This is a genomic window from Rhizobium sp. 2YAF20 (assembly GCF_052114685.1).
In the GTDB taxonomy this organism is placed as follows: Bacteria; Pseudomonadota; Alphaproteobacteria; order Rhizobiales; family Rhizobiaceae; genus Rhizobium.
On the sequence record NZ_JBFRFF010000007.1, the window covers coordinates 39,611 to 54,951 of the forward strand.

At 59.2% G+C, this 15,341-nt stretch carries 13 protein-coding genes and 1 tRNA gene; 9 read left to right on the forward strand and 5 right to left on the reverse strand.

Going from position 1 to position 15,341, the window contains the following annotated elements; genetic code table 11:
* Window positions 1-14: 14 nt before the first annotated feature.
* Window positions 15-584 carry a helix-turn-helix domain-containing protein gene (locus AB4Z52_RS11980; RefSeq protein WP_442218136.1) on the reverse strand — a complete coding sequence of 190 codons (570 nt, stop codon included), beginning with the start codon at window positions 582-584 and terminating at the stop codon, window positions 15-17.
* Between the two features lie 156 nt (window positions 585-740).
* Here AB4Z52_RS11980 and tenA point away from each other — a divergent pair, with 156 nt between their 5' ends.
* The 3 genes from tenA to AB4Z52_RS11995 all read left to right on the forward strand — a co-directional run bounded on the left by tenA (window position 741) and on the right by AB4Z52_RS11995 (window position 3,709).
* On the forward strand, window positions 741-1,427 hold the full coding sequence (tenA, locus tag AB4Z52_RS11985; protein ID WP_442218137.1) for a thiaminase II: 687 nt from the start codon (window positions 741-743) through the stop codon (window positions 1,425-1,427).
* A 102-nt stretch (window positions 1,428-1,529) separates the two neighbouring features.
* Window positions 1,530-3,362, forward strand: a complete 1,833-nt coding sequence (gene lepA, locus AB4Z52_RS11990) for a translation elongation factor 4 (protein ID WP_442218138.1) — start codon at window positions 1,530-1,532, stop codon at window positions 3,360-3,362.
* A gap of 53 nt (window positions 3,363-3,415) precedes the next feature.
* Window positions 3,416-3,709 carry a SelT/SelW/SelH family protein gene (locus AB4Z52_RS11995; protein WP_442218139.1) on the forward strand — a complete coding sequence of 98 codons (294 nt, stop codon included), beginning with the start codon at window positions 3,416-3,418 and terminating at the stop codon, window positions 3,707-3,709.
* Between the two features lie 14 nt (window positions 3,710-3,723).
* On the opposite strand, the gene AB4Z52_RS12000 is transcribed toward AB4Z52_RS11995, so the two are convergent.
* On the reverse strand, window positions 3,724-4,155 hold the full coding sequence (locus tag AB4Z52_RS12000; protein ID WP_442218140.1) for a BA14K family protein: 432 nt from the start codon (window positions 4,153-4,155) through the stop codon (window positions 3,724-3,726).
* A 244-nt stretch (window positions 4,156-4,399) separates the two neighbouring features.
* On the opposite strand from AB4Z52_RS12000, the gene AB4Z52_RS12005 reads away from it, so the two are divergent.
* Window positions 4,400-5,830, forward strand: a complete 1,431-nt coding sequence (locus AB4Z52_RS12005) for a phosphomannomutase (RefSeq protein ID WP_442218141.1) — start codon at window positions 4,400-4,402, stop codon at window positions 5,828-5,830.
* Window positions 5,831-5,911: 81 nt separating this feature from the next.
* Window positions 5,912-5,998 (forward strand) — tRNA-Leu (locus AB4Z52_RS12010).
* A gap of 254 nt (window positions 5,999-6,252) precedes the next feature.
* Here AB4Z52_RS12010 and AB4Z52_RS12015 read toward each other — a convergent pair.
* Entirely contained in the window at window positions 6,253-6,576 is a 324-nt protein-coding gene (locus AB4Z52_RS12015; RefSeq protein WP_442218142.1) for a hypothetical protein, read from the reverse strand.
* Between the two features lie 274 nt (window positions 6,577-6,850).
* On the opposite strand from AB4Z52_RS12015, the gene AB4Z52_RS12020 reads away from it, so the two are divergent.
* Window positions 6,851-7,726, forward strand: a complete 876-nt coding sequence (locus AB4Z52_RS12020) for a glycosyltransferase family 25 protein (RefSeq protein ID WP_442218143.1) — start codon at window positions 6,851-6,853, stop codon at window positions 7,724-7,726.
* Window positions 7,727-7,754: 28 nt separating this feature from the next.
* Here the strand turns inward: AB4Z52_RS12020 and AB4Z52_RS12025 are convergent, their stop codons facing one another.
* Both AB4Z52_RS12025 and AB4Z52_RS12030 read right to left on the reverse strand, forming a co-directional pair.
* Window positions 7,755-9,704: a polysaccharide biosynthesis protein gene (locus tag AB4Z52_RS12025; protein WP_442218144.1), complete on the reverse strand. Its 1,950-nt coding sequence runs from the start codon at window positions 9,702-9,704 to the stop codon at window positions 7,755-7,757.
* A 207-nt stretch (window positions 9,705-9,911) separates the two neighbouring features.
* Entirely contained in the window at window positions 9,912-11,549 is a 1,638-nt protein-coding gene (locus tag AB4Z52_RS12030) for a GumC family protein (RefSeq protein ID WP_442218145.1), read from the reverse strand.
* A 239-nt stretch (window positions 11,550-11,788) separates the two neighbouring features.
* Between AB4Z52_RS12030 and AB4Z52_RS12035 the strand changes: the two genes are divergently transcribed.
* From AB4Z52_RS12035 to AB4Z52_RS12045, 3 genes are all read left to right on the forward strand, one after another.
* Window positions 11,789-12,877, forward strand: coding sequence for a glycoside hydrolase family 5 protein (locus AB4Z52_RS12035; protein WP_442218146.1), 1,089 nt, complete (start codon window positions 11,789-11,791; stop codon window positions 12,875-12,877).
* A gap of 102 nt (window positions 12,878-12,979) precedes the next feature.
* Window positions 12,980-14,224, forward strand: a complete 1,245-nt coding sequence (locus AB4Z52_RS12040) for a hypothetical protein (RefSeq protein ID WP_442218147.1) — start codon at window positions 12,980-12,982, stop codon at window positions 14,222-14,224.
* A gap of 48 nt (window positions 14,225-14,272) precedes the next feature.
* Window positions 14,273-15,298 (forward strand): acyltransferase family protein, encoded by a 1,026-nt coding sequence (locus tag AB4Z52_RS12045; protein WP_442218148.1) that lies wholly within the window; start codon window positions 14,273-14,275, stop codon window positions 15,296-15,298.
* The last annotated feature ends 43 nt before the right edge of the window (window positions 15,299-15,341 follow it).

The following is a 15,341-nucleotide window of genomic DNA, read 5'->3' on the forward strand; positions in this document are numbered from 1 at the left end:
GCTCCTCCTGCAGTTCAGCGTCCGCCGCGGTTGAGCACGACGCAATAGCGCGCCGGCCGGCCGGCGGGATTGTGAAAGACGTGGCCGTCGCCGACGGGCATGAACAGGCAATCGCCTGGCTCGAGACGGTGGACGTCATCCTTCGTCGTCATTTCAAGCTCGCCCTCGAAGAGCCAGACATGCTGGGTCATTGCGTGGCTTGCCGCATGCGGCGGAAAGCTGACACGGGCGCCTGCCGGCAGCACGACCTCGACCAGATCTATCGGCGAGGCCGCGCCCGGCGGCGAAACCGAACGCCTGAGATAGCCGGTTTCCGGATCGCGCCAGACCTTTTGGTCGATGCGGCGGGAAAGCGGCGAGACGGCACGCTCTTCCTCGGCAAAGAATGACGATAGTGACAGGCCAAGCGCCGCGCATAGCCTGCCCAGCAGCGAGGCAGTCGGGCTTGCCTCCCCCCGCTCGATGCGCGAGATCATTGCCCGGCTGACACCGGAAGCTGTGGCGAGCTCGTCCAGCGTCAGCGACTGCGCTACTCGCAGCTGCCTGACGCGTGCGCCGATCGCGATTTCCAGTTCGTCTTCCATCATAAGCGCCATATTTCTACTATAGAAGAAATACACGGACTGCCGATGGAATCAAGGGATACTATCGCCATGCCGCGCTTGACCCGCTTTCCGCTTTGCGGCCCGCGGTGGCCCTGATATAGGCGGCTTACCCTAACAATAGCGGGAAATGACGACATGGCCGGCGACCCGACAACCGAGAGCTTCACCGCTGCCGCATGGCGGACGATCGCGCTGATCCGGCAGAAGATCGATGTCTTGCCCCTGCTTGAGAAGCTATCGGATGGAACGCTGCCGCCCGAAATTTTCCGGCACTACATCCAGCAGGACGCGCTTTATCTCAACCATTATGCCCGTTGCCTGGCGATCGTCGCTGCAAAGGCGCCTGATAGCGCGCAGGTCGTGCGGTTCCTGAGTTCGGCGCAAAAGGCCATACAGGTCGAACAGGGCCTGCATGCCGGATTTCTGGCGGCGTTCGGCATTAGCGCGGCCGATGTCGCCCTTGCCGAGCCCTCGCCGAGCGGCTTTGCCTACACGAACTTCCTCTTGGCCACCGCCTATCACAGTTCCTACGCTGTCGCGCTTTCCGCCATCCTGCCCTGTTTCTGGATCTATTGGGATGTCGGGGAGGCGATCAAGCGCCGGCCCGCTACGGTAGGCAATGCCTTTCAGGCGTGGATCAACACCTATGGCGACCCGCAATTTGCAGCCGGTGCCCGCGAAGTGATCGCGCTCACCGACATCGCCGCCGAGGCCGCATCGCCCAATGAGCGGGCGCAGATGCTGGAGGCCTTCGTCCGCGCGGCGCAATATGAATGGATGTTCTGGGACTCGGCCTGGAAGCTGGAGCAATGGCCGGTATAGGGTTCATGACGGGTGCCGATGGCCGCCCAGGATCCGCACGTCTACAAATAGGGCCCGCATAGGGTTAATTTACCGCTTTGCGGACGTTGTCGCCGCTGCTATATGGCGCGCATGAGCACCAATTCGACCATTCCGCTTTCGCACATCCGCAACTTCTCGATCGTGGCGCATATCGACCACGGCAAATCGACGCTGGCCGACCGCCTGATCCAGACGACAGGCGGCCTTGCCGAGCGCGAGATGTCGGAACAGGTACTCGACAGCATGGATATCGAGCGCGAGCGCGGCATCACCATCAAAGCGCAGACCGTGCGGCTGCACTACCAGGCCAACAACGGCGAGAAATACATCCTCAATCTCATCGATACGCCCGGCCACGTCGACTTTGCATACGAAGTCTCGCGCTCGCTTTCGGCCTGCGAGGGATCGCTGCTCGTCGTCGACGCGTCGCAGGGCGTGGAAGCGCAGACGCTTGCCAACGTCTACCAGGCGATCGACAACAACCACGAGATCGTCACCGTTCTCAACAAGATCGACCTGCCGGCCGCCGAGCCTGACCGCATCAAGGAACAGATCGAGGAGGTCATCGGCATCGACGCGTCAGAAGCTGTGCTGATCTCGGCAAAGACCGGGCTCGGCATTCCCGATGTACTCGAGGCGATCGTCCATCGGCTGCCGCCGCCCAAGAGCCCCGGCGGCGACAAGGCACCATTGAAGGCGCTGCTGGTTGACAGCTGGTATGACGCCTATCTCGGCGTCATGGTGCTCGTGCGCATCATCGACGGCGTGCTGACCAAGGGCCAGACCATCCGCATGATGGGCGCCGATGCCAAGTACCAGGTCGAGCGCGTCGGCGTTCTCACCCCGAAGATGGTGACTGTCGAAAGCCTCGGCCCAGGCGAGATCGGCTTTTTCACCGGCAGCATCAAGGAAGTTGCCGACACCCGGGTCGGGGACACGATCACCGAGGACAAGCGCCCAACCGCTTCGGCCCTGCCCGGCTTCAAGCCGGCACAGCCGGTGGTGTTCTGCGGCCTGTTCCCGGTCGATGCGGCCGAATTCGAAGAACTCCGCTCCGCCATGGGCAAGCTGCGGCTCAACGACGCCAGCTTCTCGTTCGAAATGGAATCGTCCGCGGCACTCGGCTTCGGTTTCCGCTGCGGCTTCCTTGGCCTGCTGCATCTGGAAATCATCCAGGAGCGGCTCGAGCGCGAATTCGATCTCGACCTTATCGCGACCGCACCGTCGGTCGTCTACCAGCTCAGCATGACCGACGGCAGCGAGCGCGAGCTGCACAACCCGGCCGACATGCCTGATGTCGTCAAGATCGCCGAAATCCGCGAGCCTTGGATCAAGGCGACGATCCTGACCCCGGACGATTATCTCGGCGGCATTCTCAAGCTTTGCCAGGACCGCCGCGGCGTCCAGACCGAGCTTACCTATGTCGGCACGCGCGCGATGCTGACCTACGAACTGCCGCTCAACGAAGTGGTGTTCGACTTTTACGACCGGCTGAAGTCGATCTCAAAGGGCTATGCCTCCTTCGACTATCATCTCGACGGCTACAAGGAAGGTAACCTCGTTAAGATGTCGATCCTCGTCAACGGCGAGCCGGTCGATGCCCTGTCGATGCTGGTCCACCGGATGGCCGCTGAAAAGCGTGGCCGCGACATGTGTGAGAAGCTGAAAGAGCTAATCCCGAAGCACATGTTCAAGATCCCGATCCAGGCGGCGATCGGCGGCAACGTGATTGCCCGCGAGACGATCTCGGCGATGCGTAAGGATGTAACCGCAAAGTGCTACGGCGGCGACGCAACTCGTAAACGCAAGCTGCTCGACAAGCAGAAGGCCGGCAAGAAGCGCATGCGCCAGTTCGGCAAGGTCGATATCCCGCAGGAAGCGTTCATTGCTGCGCTGAAGATGAGTGACGAGTAAGCGACGGCTGGCGACCGGTTCGCGGATGTCGACAGCCGCGGGAAATCAATGTGATGAGCGACAAGCCACGGATTACCATCCTCTATTGCACCCAATGCAACTGGCTGCTTCGGGCCGGCTGGATGGCGCAGGAGCTGCTTCAGACATTTACGGATAGCCTGGGAGAAGTGGCGCTCATTCCCGGGACCGGCGGCAATTTCGAGATCCGCATCGACGGCGAGCTTTTGTGGGAGCGCAAGCGTGACGGCGGCTTCCCCGGCCCAAAGGAACTGAAGCAACGCGTGCGCGACGTCATCGACCCCGATCGCGACCTTGGGCATACCGATCGCACGGCGACAGACGCTTAAGCAGGCGCCGCCTGTCAATCATAGGGGGATTGGCATGGCTGGAAGTGGCCGGTCTGGGTCTTGTAGAGGTCGGTGATGCGGCTATAGGATTTGTAACGATCCTCGCACCATTGCTTGTGACGGTTGCTGATGGCGGTTGCCGGCACCCCGGTTGCCGGCGCTGGGTTTGCCGGCTGCGGGCGGTAGACGAACGGCTGGACGACAGTTCCGCGGGGTTTGTAGTAAGTCCCTCCGCCGTAATCGGGGGGCCGATAGCTCGGAGGGCGATAGGACTGTCGCGGGCCGAAACTAAAGCAGCCGCGCGCGTCGCAAGTCACTTGCGCATCGACGATGTCAGACCGCTGCGCTACCACGCCTGCCATGGGCATTGCCGCAGCCGCAAGGGTTTGCATCATCGAAACAAAGCCCAACAATCCGCCAAGCATCCATCTGTTTATCGCGCTCATATCCAAACTCGATCCCCGGTCTCGCGACGCCAGGCCTCACGATGTCTCTTCATTGCTCCAGATCTCCAAATGGAACACACCTTCAAGATATAAGTCGAAATCGGAGCACGCAAAGACCGACGGGTACGGCTCACGCCATATTGATGCGGCACGTAGCACGTTCAAAGACGGTACCTGGCCGATCCAAGGTGTTGATCGGCCACGGTTCCTAGGCAATAAGACTGAGAGCTTATCGGGGAGTATCATGACCAGCCTCAAATTTGGAACCAGCGGCCTTCGCGGCCTGTCCGTCGACCTTAACGGCCGGGCGTCGGCAGTCTATGCCACCGCCTTTGCACGACACCTGCAAAAGAGCGGCCTTGCCAAGCCTGGGGACCCCATCCTTGTCGGTCGCGATTTCCGCAGCTCGAGCCCCGAGGTGGCTGCCATCTGCATCGGAGCGCTCAAGCGCGCAGGCCTTGCGCCGCTCGATTGCGGGACGATACCGACCCCCGCGCTCGCGCTTTACGGGCTTGAGGTGAAAGCCGCCTGCTTGATGATCACCGGCTCGCATATTCCAGCCGACCGCAACGGCATCAAATTTTATCGCCCGGACGGCGAAATCGACAAGATGGACGAGGCGGCGATCGCGGCTGAAGCCGCTGCCATCGGCGACGGACCGCTCGACGCTACCTCAGGAACAGCGGAAGATCGCTCTGCCACGGCCGAGGCGATGTTCTTCAAGCGAAACGCAACGCTTCTGCCGGACAACAGCCTCAGGGGGCTTACCGTCGGCGTCTATGAGCACAGTTCCGTTGCCCGCGACGTGCTGGGGCTGGTGCTGTCGCACTACGGCGCCCGCGTAGTGCCCCTCGGCCGTTCAGACGACTTCATTCCGGTCGACACCGAAGCCGTCTCGCCGGAGACGGTGGCACTGCTCAAGGGTTGGGCTCCGCATTATCGGCTCGATACGATTGTCTCTGCCGACGGCGACGGCGACCGTCCGCTCGTCACGGATGAAACCGGCGAGCCGCTGCGCGGCGATCTGCTCGGCCTCATCGCCGCCAATTACCTTGGCGCCTCTGTCGTCGTGACGCCGGTGACGTCCAATTCCGGCATCGAGGCGGCAGGCAGCTATTTGGTAACACGGACGCGCGTCGGTTCGCCCTACGTCATTGCCGGAATGCAGGAGGCGATTGCCAGCGGCAAGTCGGCTGTGATGGGTTTCGAAGCGAATGGAGGAACCTTGACAGGCAGCAGCTTTACCGTCGCTGGTCACCAGGTACGTGCTTTGCCGACGCGGGACTGTTTCCTGCCCATCCTTGCAACGCTCCATGCCGCCGCCAGTAAGCGCAAGCCGCTGTCGTCGGTCGCGTCAGGCTTTCGTCTGCCCTTTGCCGCCGCCGATCGACTGGAGAATTTCGCCTTGGAGAAGAGTGCGGCGTTGATGGCCTATCTGAGGGCGTCGGACGCCAATCTCGCGACCTTTCTCGCCCCTATCGGCAGCGTTGCCTCGACGAGCGACATCGACGGTCTAAGGGTCATGCTTGCCGATGGCCGCATGATCCATTTCCGCCCTTCCGGAAACGCGCCGGAGATGCGGTGCTACGTCGAGGGACCGAGCGAAGAAGCTGCAAAAGCATTGTTGAGCCAAGGACTTGGCCTTATCCGCACCTTCGCTGCGAAGCTAACCTGACCAGCTTTTTTGCGGATTGACATGAAATCTTCAAAAACGCTGTTGACACCGGACGACCACCCCCTTACATGCCTGACCGTCGCCCAGATGGCGGAATTGGTAGACGCGCCAGCTTCAGGTGCTGGTACCCGAAAGGGTGTGGAGGTTCGAGTCCTCTTCTGGGCACCATTCCCATTTATCCCCCTTGAATTCGTTGCATGATCAGCCTTTCAAGGGGGCATTATCCTGGCGGTCCAACTAGCCTGCTGACTGCCAGCTGTCTGCGCGCTCGTTGATGTCGATCGTGCCGTCATCGTCGATGACTATCGAGCGTGATCCACTCCCGGCAAGGTAGCCACCGCAGCGCAAGCCTTTCACATAGACCTCCCAGTCGCCGTCGGGAGCGAAAACTTGCCCTCGGTAATTCCACCCAGTGTTCGCGACTATCTCTCAGGATCGTTATACTGCCAATATGGTCGGTTCGGCGGGCGCGTGCTTTCGGAAATGACGCCATTCTGCTCGCAAACGTAGATCAGCCGAGGAAGGCTTCGGAAGCGGATGCCGTCAATCTCGCGCAGGTGACCGATGGCGGTGTGGCATTTGAAGTTATCATCGACAGCCGGATGTGGCGCCGTGACACCAGGAAGGTCCTTGTAGGGGTAAACGATATGGCCGGGCGGGATTGGATCGGTGAGGCTGAGGGCAAAGGCGCCACCGGGCAAAAGAGCAAGTGCGGTCGCTACAGCCATGTTCGAGATGATCTTCATCTTTGCCGAAACCCTTACGATACGTCATGCAAATGCGGCTATCGTGGATATAATCACTGGCTTGCCCAAGGAAAAGCGGAAGGGTAGCGAAAAGGCTCTGTGATGCTTCCCAACTTCGTTACCGGGATCAGGAGGATGGCTCAAGCCTGGGGAATACGGTTGAGCTTTCGCGCGAGCGTCACTGTCATGCGCTTGAAATCGAAACCAGGAAATGCCATTAGCTTGTATTAACATAGTTACCGCGCAATCAGAGTTTGTATTGGGCGAGATACTTGTGACATTTATACGGCGTCGCGATGCAGCCGTATTTGTAGCGGGAGTCGGTGCAATTCTTGAGCGGATCAGTCGGACCAAATCTTTTGCCGACGACCTGAGCGTCGAGACGCCGGCTTCGCCTATTTTCATCTACGCCATCAATCTTGATCGCTGCGCGGAGCGCTGGCAGAGGCTGCGCGCTCAGGCAGTGCAGTTCGGACTGAACGTCGTCCGCGTCGGTGCGGTCGACGGAAGACTGGTCGGCGAACACGAGCGCGCCGACTTCAATCAAAGGCAGTTCGTCTATCACAATGGTCGAAAGGCTCTCGCAGGCGAGTATGGCTGTTACCGCAGTCATATAATGGCTCTGACGCAATTCGTCGACAGTGGCGATGCCGCTGCGATCATCATGGAAGATGATATCGACCTCAATGAGCGCCTTATTCCTCGGGCGCTCGCGGCGCTCGAAGCTGTCCCGAGCGCGGGCCTCATCAAGCTGGTCAACCATAGAATGGTGGGTTTCAGGCGCGCAACGGAAAGTGCCGAAAGAGATGTTGTCGGACGCTGCTTGCATGGGCCGCAAGGCTCGGCTGCCTGCTATATCGTCACCAGAAGTGCTGCAAGGAAGCTGCTAATGACGCTGCGCCCGATGTTGCTGCCTTATGACGTGGCACTCGAGCGTGGATGGGCGACTGGTGTTGGTACATTTTCCACCGAGGGCAATCTGGCAGATTTCGGTCCGCACAGGAGCGAAACGACGATCGGCAAGAGATCGCATTATCGAGCCGTCAAGAAGCATTTCATCCTGCGGGCTTCGGCGCATTGGTTCCGGACCCACGATCAATTGCGCCGCTGGCTCTACGCCCTGAGAGCGCGTTCCGGGTCGCGCGGATAGGTCATCGGCCGCTTTCCTACACCGACCGCTATGCTGCCGTGTCGGTCTCACGTTCGCGAAAGACAAGGTCGACGACATCGACGCTCGGCGTATAGCCGGAGACCAATGTCTCCAGCATCGTGCGGGCCGATGGGATATCGTTGTCATCAAGCGCTTTTTCGAGCGCCGCCAGCCTTCTCGACAGTTCCGGCCAATGCAGGAAATCCTCGCGGGCGCGCATGATCCTTGCATGAGGGGTCGGTTGCGGATCGTCGCCGATCAGCAACTCTTCGTAAAGCTTCTCGCCGGGCCTGAGGCCTGTGATGTGAAGCTCGATATCGCCGTCGGGATTTTCCTCGTCACGCACAATGAGGCCGGACAACTCAACCATGCGCCGCGCAAGATCGGCGATCTTTACCGGCTCACCCATATCCAAAACAAAGACGTCGCCGCCGGTCGACATCGCGCCTGCCTGGATAACCAGCTGGGATGCTTCCGGAATGGTCATGAAATAGCGGGTAATCTCCGAATGCGTCAGCGTTACCGGTCCACCGTCACGGATCTGCTGGCGAAACAGCGGGACGACCGAGCCCGAGGAGCCGAGCACGTTTCCGAAACGGACCATCGAGAAATTGGTGCGCATCCCGCCAACAGGTTCCTCTGCGTCGATCGCCTGCAGCACCATCTCCGCCAATCTCTTGCTTGCACCCATGATATTGGTGGGGCGGACCGCCTTGTCCGTGCTGATCAGAACGAAATTCTCGACGCCGGCGTTCTGCGCTGCCCGGGCTGCGGCAACGGTGCCAAGCACATTGTTCTTTATTCCTTCGGTCGGATTGTACTCGACAAGCGGCACATGCTTGTAGGCAGCCGCATGGTAGACCGTGTGCGGCTTCCAGGCGTTCATGATGTGATGAAGGCGCTGAACGTCGCGCACCGATGCCAGGAAGGGAATAATGCGGATATCGCTGTCGCCGATCGTCAGTGCCGATTTTTCAAGCTCGCCGTGGATGGCGTAGAGCCCGTACTCGTTCTGCTCCACGAGGAGCAGGCTGGCGGGCCGGTTCTTTAGAATCTGGCGACAAAGCTCGCTGCCGATCGAGCCGCCGGCGCCCGTGACCAGAACGACCTTGTTGCGAATATTGCGATCGAGAAGTGCTTGGTCTGGGGCGATGATGTTGCGCCCGAGGAGGTCTTCTATGTCGAGCTCTCTCAAATCGGATATGGAGATAAGTCCCTGTGCCAGGGCGGTCAGGTCAGGCATGGTACGGACAGTTACACGCGCCTTGCGCATATTCTCGAGGATTTCGTTGCGACGCTGGCGCGCCGCATTGGGGAGAGCCAGAAGCACGTCCCGAATGCCGCTCGATTCAACCAAAGCCGCCAGATCGCGCGGATTGTAGATCGGCAGGCCGGCCATGATGCTGCCGTGCAGGTGCCGGTCATCGTCGAGATAGCCGACCACATTCAATTCGGAACTGTTGGCAAGCGCGCCTGCAAGCTGCCGCCCTGATGCTCCGGCTCCGTAGATCAGGACCTTCGCCAAGGCGCTGCGGTTCAGCAGTCGCTGATAGGCATTTCCCAGCCAATAGCGTGTCCACATGCGCGACAAGCCTATGGCGATCAAAAGCAGCAGCGGCTGCAGGATGCCAACGGTGCGCGGCACGCCGGGAACGCTGATCGCGGTGAAGATGGTCATGAAGGCCAGGGCATAGATCGACACCGCCTTGACGACCGTCATGAAGGCGGAAAGCCCGGCATATCGGAAGATGGCCCGATAGAGCCCGAGAACAATGAAGATCGGAATGGCAACGACTAGTGAAACGATGGCCGGCAGCCATTGTATCCCCTGAAGGACCACCCAACCGTCCAGGCGAAGGCAGTAAGCAAACCAGACAGTCAGGACGCATAGGCTGGCATCGACGAGTAATGCAAGTGCGCGCTTGGTTGCGCGTGGCAACGCCAAAAACGGCAAGACGAGCTTATCCGCAGGAACCATCGCTAAAATTTCCTTCGGCGCCGGTCATTGAGAGTGATCATACCATAGGTCTCGTACTGGTTGCTCGCAGCGCATTGGCACCACGAGCCTGTCTTGCTGCTTTCAGAGCCAAAAGGCAATTGGCGTTAGAGCAAACCAGGCATTTAGATTAGCAATCATACGATCCGATGGCGCCGCAAGTGCTGTGCGATATCATGTTTCCCGAGCTCATCGTGAGAGATAGCTGCGGATCACGGGATGTCGGAAGATGCTTCCGCCGATCGCTATAAACGCTCCGATGCCAAGGCCCAACAGGGCGCCAGCAACAAAGCCCGCCATCATCATAACCATCCGACCAGGGCCATCCGCCTTGATCGGCGGCTGGGCCTCCGAGATCACGCGAATATTGGTTTGCGTCAGCCGCTGGTCTTCGCTTGTCTGGTCAGAGCGCTTCATGAGGGTCTCATAGATGTCGCGCGCTGCTGTCGCCTTGCGCTGGAGCTCGTTGAGCTCGACCAGCTTGCCCGACGTGTTGACCTGAAGTGCCTTTTGCACCGCCAGTTCCTTGGCAACATCCTGCTCCGCCTTCTGGGCCTGGGAGTAGTCCGCCTTCGCCGAGGTCGCAAGCCGCTGCAACTCGCTTCGTATCTCACCGGCCACGCTTTCCAGCGACGATCGTGCTGCCAGGAGGCGAGGATGACGGGCGCCAAGCTGGCTTTCAAGGCTGCCGACCGTTGCGGCGAGCGATGCATATTGCTGGCGCAGATTGGTCAGGGAATTGGAGGCTGAGTTCAGCGCATCCGGCCTCGTCGTTGAAACGACATCCTCGAAGCTCAGCTTATCGACAGAATCCGCCCGCGCCTTCGCGTCGATCGTCTTCTGCTGCGCGGTGACGAGCAAGTCGTTGAGCGAATTTAGTCTCTTGTCGGAAATCAGGCTGCCTTGCACCGCGGCCATGTCATTGTCGGCGCGATAGGTCTCGACAGCCTTCTCCGCATCAAGCACCTGCCGACGCAGATCATCCAATCGGCTATCCAACACCGTGTTGGCGCTGCGATATGTGTTCGCCGCCGATTTGCTTTCCTCATCTGCGAATGACGCGACAATCTGATTGGCAATTTGGGCGGACTTTTCTGCATTGTTGGTGGTCACTTTCAGGGAAACCACATAGGTATTCGGCTCCCGAGTGATCAGGAGCACGCTCCGCAGTACCGCCGTCGCACTATATTTAGCTGCTTCTCCAGTCTCTGCGCCGCCGAACTGCGGATCCCGGTCGAGCTTCAAGGCATCGACCACGCGTCCCAACACCTTGCCGGACGACAGGATTTGCGTCTGGCTGCCGATCGTCGCCTGGATCAGCTCCGGGGCGACGGGTACCTGCTGGCTATCGGGCACGCCCGGATTATGCGGATCGAAATAAAGACTTGCTTCCGAAGTGTATTTCCGTGGCAGGAGCGGAATGAGCGTCGCGCCGACAACTGCAAAAACAAGCGCAAGAATTGCAACGAGCTTCCGCCGAGCCCATGTCGCCTGGACGATGGAGCGCAAATCGAGGACAGGCGTCGCAGGCTCAAGCACCTGGGATGCCGGCTTGGGCGCGGGCGCAGCCAGAGGCATCTCTTCCGCCGCCGCCATCGGCTCGACCTGGCGCACTTGGAGGGGCGGCTTTGCTCCAATCACGCGTTCGGGACTATTTTCCTCATCTCGTTGAAACCTGCCCGGCGCCGTCGTTTCAGCAGAAACAGCGGGTGGCGGTACCCTATCCCGAACGAAATCCGAGGGCTTTACAAGCGGGCCGCGCACACGCGCACCTTCAAGCACCTCTGGCGGGTGCTCGTTGGTGCGCCAGTTCGGGAGGCGGCTCATGCCCTTGCTTTCTTCATGCGAGCTCACGCGTGACTTTCAACGCCTCTCCGCAGACTGCGTGGGCGGATCTCCGTCACTCTATAAATGTTTGGCTAAGGGATTCTTAAGGAGATTCCCAATCTTGTTTCGTAGATGTCACCATAAGTTGCATATTTGTTCTAGACCTCGCGTCAAGCGAACTGTAAGACGATGGCAAGACGCAGGCGTGCAGCGCGATCACCACAAAAGCAGAGATCTATATGACTGCCACCATTGCAAGCATATTGAGACTTGCCCTTACCGGCGCGGTCTTTGCCTCGCCCTCCTTTATCGCAGATCCGACGCGCGCCGCACAGGCATTGTGCTATCGCGGCATCAATCTGTCCGGCGCCGAGTATGGCGACCGCAGCGGGGTTCTCGGCACGAATTATACCTATCCCTCGGAAGCAACGGTCAAATATTTCGCCTCGAAGGGAATGAATGTCGTACGCCTGCCGTTCAAATGGGAGCGGCTGCAGCCGGTTCTCAACCAGCCGCTTGACGCAACGGAGCTGCAGAACCTAAAGGACGCCGTCGATCTGATCGGCAAGAATGGTATGTCCGTTATTCTCGATCCCCATAATTTTGGCTATTACGACAAGACGCAGGTCACAACGGCGCCAGCAACGGACCTTGCCTTCGGCGACTTCTGGGCACGCCTTGCAGTTGAATTCGCCAATCGCGACGGGGTGCTTTTCGGCCTTATGAACGAACCGCACGACATCAAACCAACGGACTGGCTAAGGGCTGCAAACATGGCGATCCAGAGCATCCGGACGACGGGTGCGCGCAACATGATCCTGGTGCCGGGCACGATCTGGAGCGGCGCCTGGACTTGGGAAACCGACGCGCTCGGCGGCGGCTCCAATGCTACGGTCATGCTTAGCGTCAAGGACCCATTGAACTACTATGCCTATGAGTTTCACCAATATCTGGATTCCGACTCCTCCGGCACGCATTCGACATGCGAAGGTGCCGACCAGGCGCGCGACGGTTTGACCAACGTCACGACGTGGCTCAGGAAGAACAAGAAGCGTGGTTTTCTCGGTGAATTCGGCGCAGCGGCGAACGAGACCTGCCTCGGCGGACTGCAGCAGATGATGAGCGTGTTAGCTAATAACTCCGACGTATGGCTCGGCTCGACCTATTGGGCGGCAGGGGACTGGTGGCCGCCGACCGAGCCCTTCAACGTGCAGCCTCGCGCCGGCCGAGATAGCCGACAGATGGCCGTCATTGTGGGACGCTCTGCAGGGAGAGGATTGGGTGCGCCTGCTGGGCTGGTGTGCGCTGCGGTGAAGCCTGTGATCTGACCTCTTCCGGAAGCGCCGTCTGTCCGGATAGTGCTTGGTCGCGAATCAGGCGCCTGATATCCTCGATCTAGGGCCAAGGTCGGCCGCCATTCTGGACACACCATGCAGAAGTTCGCCGACAAGGAGCGCATCGACTATCCGGTTCTGGCGATCACGCTGTTTTCGGTCCTTTACAACGGCATCCTCGCTTACATCAACCACAACATCATGCCTCTGTCTGTTTCGCATGTCGTCCTGTGCGAGGCGGTGATCATGATTGCGAGCGTTGCCTATATTCTCAAGAAAGGCATCTACGAGGACGATCTGCCCATCTTCCTCTACCTCCTGTTCACCCTGATCATGACCCTCTATGTGACGGTGCTTAATCGGATTGCCTTCATCGATCAGTTCCGCAATGTGCTGGCGCTCTTCTGCTTTGCTGGCATTGGCAGCTGGACCACCGCTCGGACGGTGCGGCTTGCATTTTCCATTGCCTGTTTTCTCGTGCTGTTGTTTCTGGTCTGCGAGATCGTCGATGTCACGCTATACGTGGACCTGTTCCACCCTGCCGAGTATTTCGAGAATACCCGCGGCATCAAGCAGATGAGCTTTAATAATACGGGCCTGTTTGCCAATGCACTCGGCTTTGAGGGGCGCTTCTCCTTTGGATTGATCGACCATCGGTCGTCATCGATCTTCCTTGAGCAAGTGTCGCTCGCCAACTTCTGCGGCGTCGTCGCAATCTATCTCCTTTCCTTCTGGCCGAGGCTCGGGCGGTTGGAGAAGACTTTGTGCGTGGCAACGATCGTGCTCATCCTGCTCACCAACAACACTCGGACGATGCTGATCTTTTCCGTCGTCAGCATCGTCGGGTATTTCATCTTTCCAAAGATTCCGAAACTGTTCGACCTGCTGCTGATGCCATTGCTCATCCTTGTCGGGTTCTTCGTGCACTTCATGAAACCGAACGAGGTCGGCGACAATTTTACCGGTCGCGTCGGACTGACGATCACCAAGATGCTCGATCTCGATTTCAATGCAGTCCTCGGCCTTTCCGTCTCGCGCACCGTCGAATTTGCCGATAGCGGCTATGTCTACCTGATCTATGGAACGACGATTTTTGGCCTCATCGTCTTCTGGCTGTTCATATGCCTCTATCCCGCAGGCACAACCGCCGCGCAACGCCGCTGCGGCCATTCACTTTCTCTTTTCATTTTTCTGAATATGATGATTGGCGGCACGGCGATCTTTTCCATGAAGATCGCCGGGTTGCTGTGGCTCCTGGTCGGGTTCATGCGGTTTTCCGAGAATCCACGCACCAGCGAGGCGCACCTGGCAAATATCAGGAGTAGCCGAGCACCGGGCTGACCGAGACAACAGGTCGGCGCCGGACCTCACGAGGTGTAACAGCGATCCATGCTTGTCCAGCTTCAATATCTGCGCGCCATCGCCGCCTTGCTGGTGGTCTATTTCCATTCGGTTCTTCAGGTCCCAAAGGTCAATCCCGGCTTCGATTGGGAATTCCACCTGTTCGGAGAGACCGGCGTCGACATATTCTTTGTCCTCAGCGGCTTTGTCATGTGGCTGACGACTGCCGGACGCTCCATTTCTCCGATCGAATTCTATCGTCGGCGCATCAAGCGCATCGTGCCGCTCTATTGGATGGCAACGATCTTTTCTGCCGCCGTCGCCCTGGTTGCGCCCTCCATCCTGAAGTCGACCGTGTTCAACGTGCCGCACCTGATCGCATCATTGCTATTCGTTCCATGGCCGAACCCGGCGGAACTGACGCTGATCAAACCGGTGGTCGTTCCGGGCTGGACACTGAACTACGAGATGTTCTTCTATCTCATCTTCGGGCTATTGCTCCTCGTGCGCGAGCGCTGGCGGCTTTACGCATTGTTCGGCGCAATGACCGCCATCGTCGTTGCCTGTAACGTTGTTCCGCTCGTCGCGACGACTACCGCGGTCACGACTTTCTACGGCGATCCGATCATCTTCGAGTTCCTGGGCGGTGTGGTCCTTGCCAAGCTCTATAGCGAAAAGATTCTGTTGCCCCAATCCGTCGCGTGGCCCGCCATCCTGGTCGGATTTGCCTTCCTCCTGACCAACGAAGCGCTGGGCAACTCCGACATGCGGTCGTTGATGTGGGGCATTCCTGCGATGGTGATCGTCTACTCCGCTATTTCGATCGACTTTTCAAAGCTGCCAACGATCGGATGGCTGAACTATCTCGGCGATGCCTCCTACGCCATCTACATCACACACGCGTTCTCGCTGGCCTTTCTTCGCATCGTCTGCGGCGTCGTTGGGATCGACATTCTGCAGCATGGCTCGATCTTCATCGTGCTCTGCCTCGTGCTTTCGTCGATCGGCGGCAGCGTCGTTCATGAGCTGACGACGCCGGGACGATGGAAAAGGAAGAAACTGGCCGCGGCCTGACGCCCCTTGGCAGGCGGCCGATAATTCCGCATCATGGGCGACA

What these genes read in the sequence shown, in the direction of transcription:
- AB4Z52_RS12005 (WP_442218141.1), top strand. Translation starts at nt 4,400, where the DNA reads ATGACCAGCCTCAAATTTGGAACCAGCGGCCTTCGCGGCCTGTCCGTC.
- AB4Z52_RS12035 (WP_442218146.1), top strand. Translation starts at nt 11,789, where the DNA reads ATGACTGCCACCATTGCAAGCATATTGAGACTTGCCCTTACCGGCGCG.
- lepA (WP_442218138.1), top strand. Translation starts at nt 1,530, where the DNA reads ATGGCGCGCATGAGCACCAATTCGACCATTCCGCTTTCGCACATCCGC.
- AB4Z52_RS12025 (WP_442218144.1), bottom strand. Translation starts at nt 9,704, where the DNA reads ATGGTTCCTGCGGATAAGCTCGTCTTGCCGTTTTTGGCGTTGCCACGC.
- AB4Z52_RS11995 (WP_442218139.1), top strand. Translation starts at nt 3,416, where the DNA reads ATGAGCGACAAGCCACGGATTACCATCCTCTATTGCACCCAATGCAAC.
- AB4Z52_RS12015 (WP_442218142.1), bottom strand. Translation starts at nt 6,576, where the DNA reads ATGAAGATCATCTCGAACATGGCTGTAGCGACCGCACTTGCTCTTTTG.
- AB4Z52_RS12045 (WP_442218148.1), top strand. Translation starts at nt 14,273, where the DNA reads ATGCTTGTCCAGCTTCAATATCTGCGCGCCATCGCCGCCTTGCTGGTG.
- AB4Z52_RS11980 (WP_442218136.1), bottom strand. Translation starts at nt 584, where the DNA reads ATGGAAGACGAACTGGAAATCGCGATCGGCGCACGCGTCAGGCAGCTG.
- AB4Z52_RS12000 (WP_442218140.1), bottom strand. Translation starts at nt 4,155, where the DNA reads ATGAGCGCGATAAACAGATGGATGCTTGGCGGATTGTTGGGCTTTGTT.
- AB4Z52_RS12040 (WP_442218147.1), top strand. Translation starts at nt 12,980, where the DNA reads ATGCAGAAGTTCGCCGACAAGGAGCGCATCGACTATCCGGTTCTGGCG.
- tenA (WP_442218137.1), top strand. Translation starts at nt 741, where the DNA reads ATGGCCGGCGACCCGACAACCGAGAGCTTCACCGCTGCCGCATGGCGG.
- AB4Z52_RS12030 (WP_442218145.1), bottom strand. Translation starts at nt 11,549, where the DNA reads ATGAGCCGCCTCCCGAACTGGCGCACCAACGAGCACCCGCCAGAGGTG.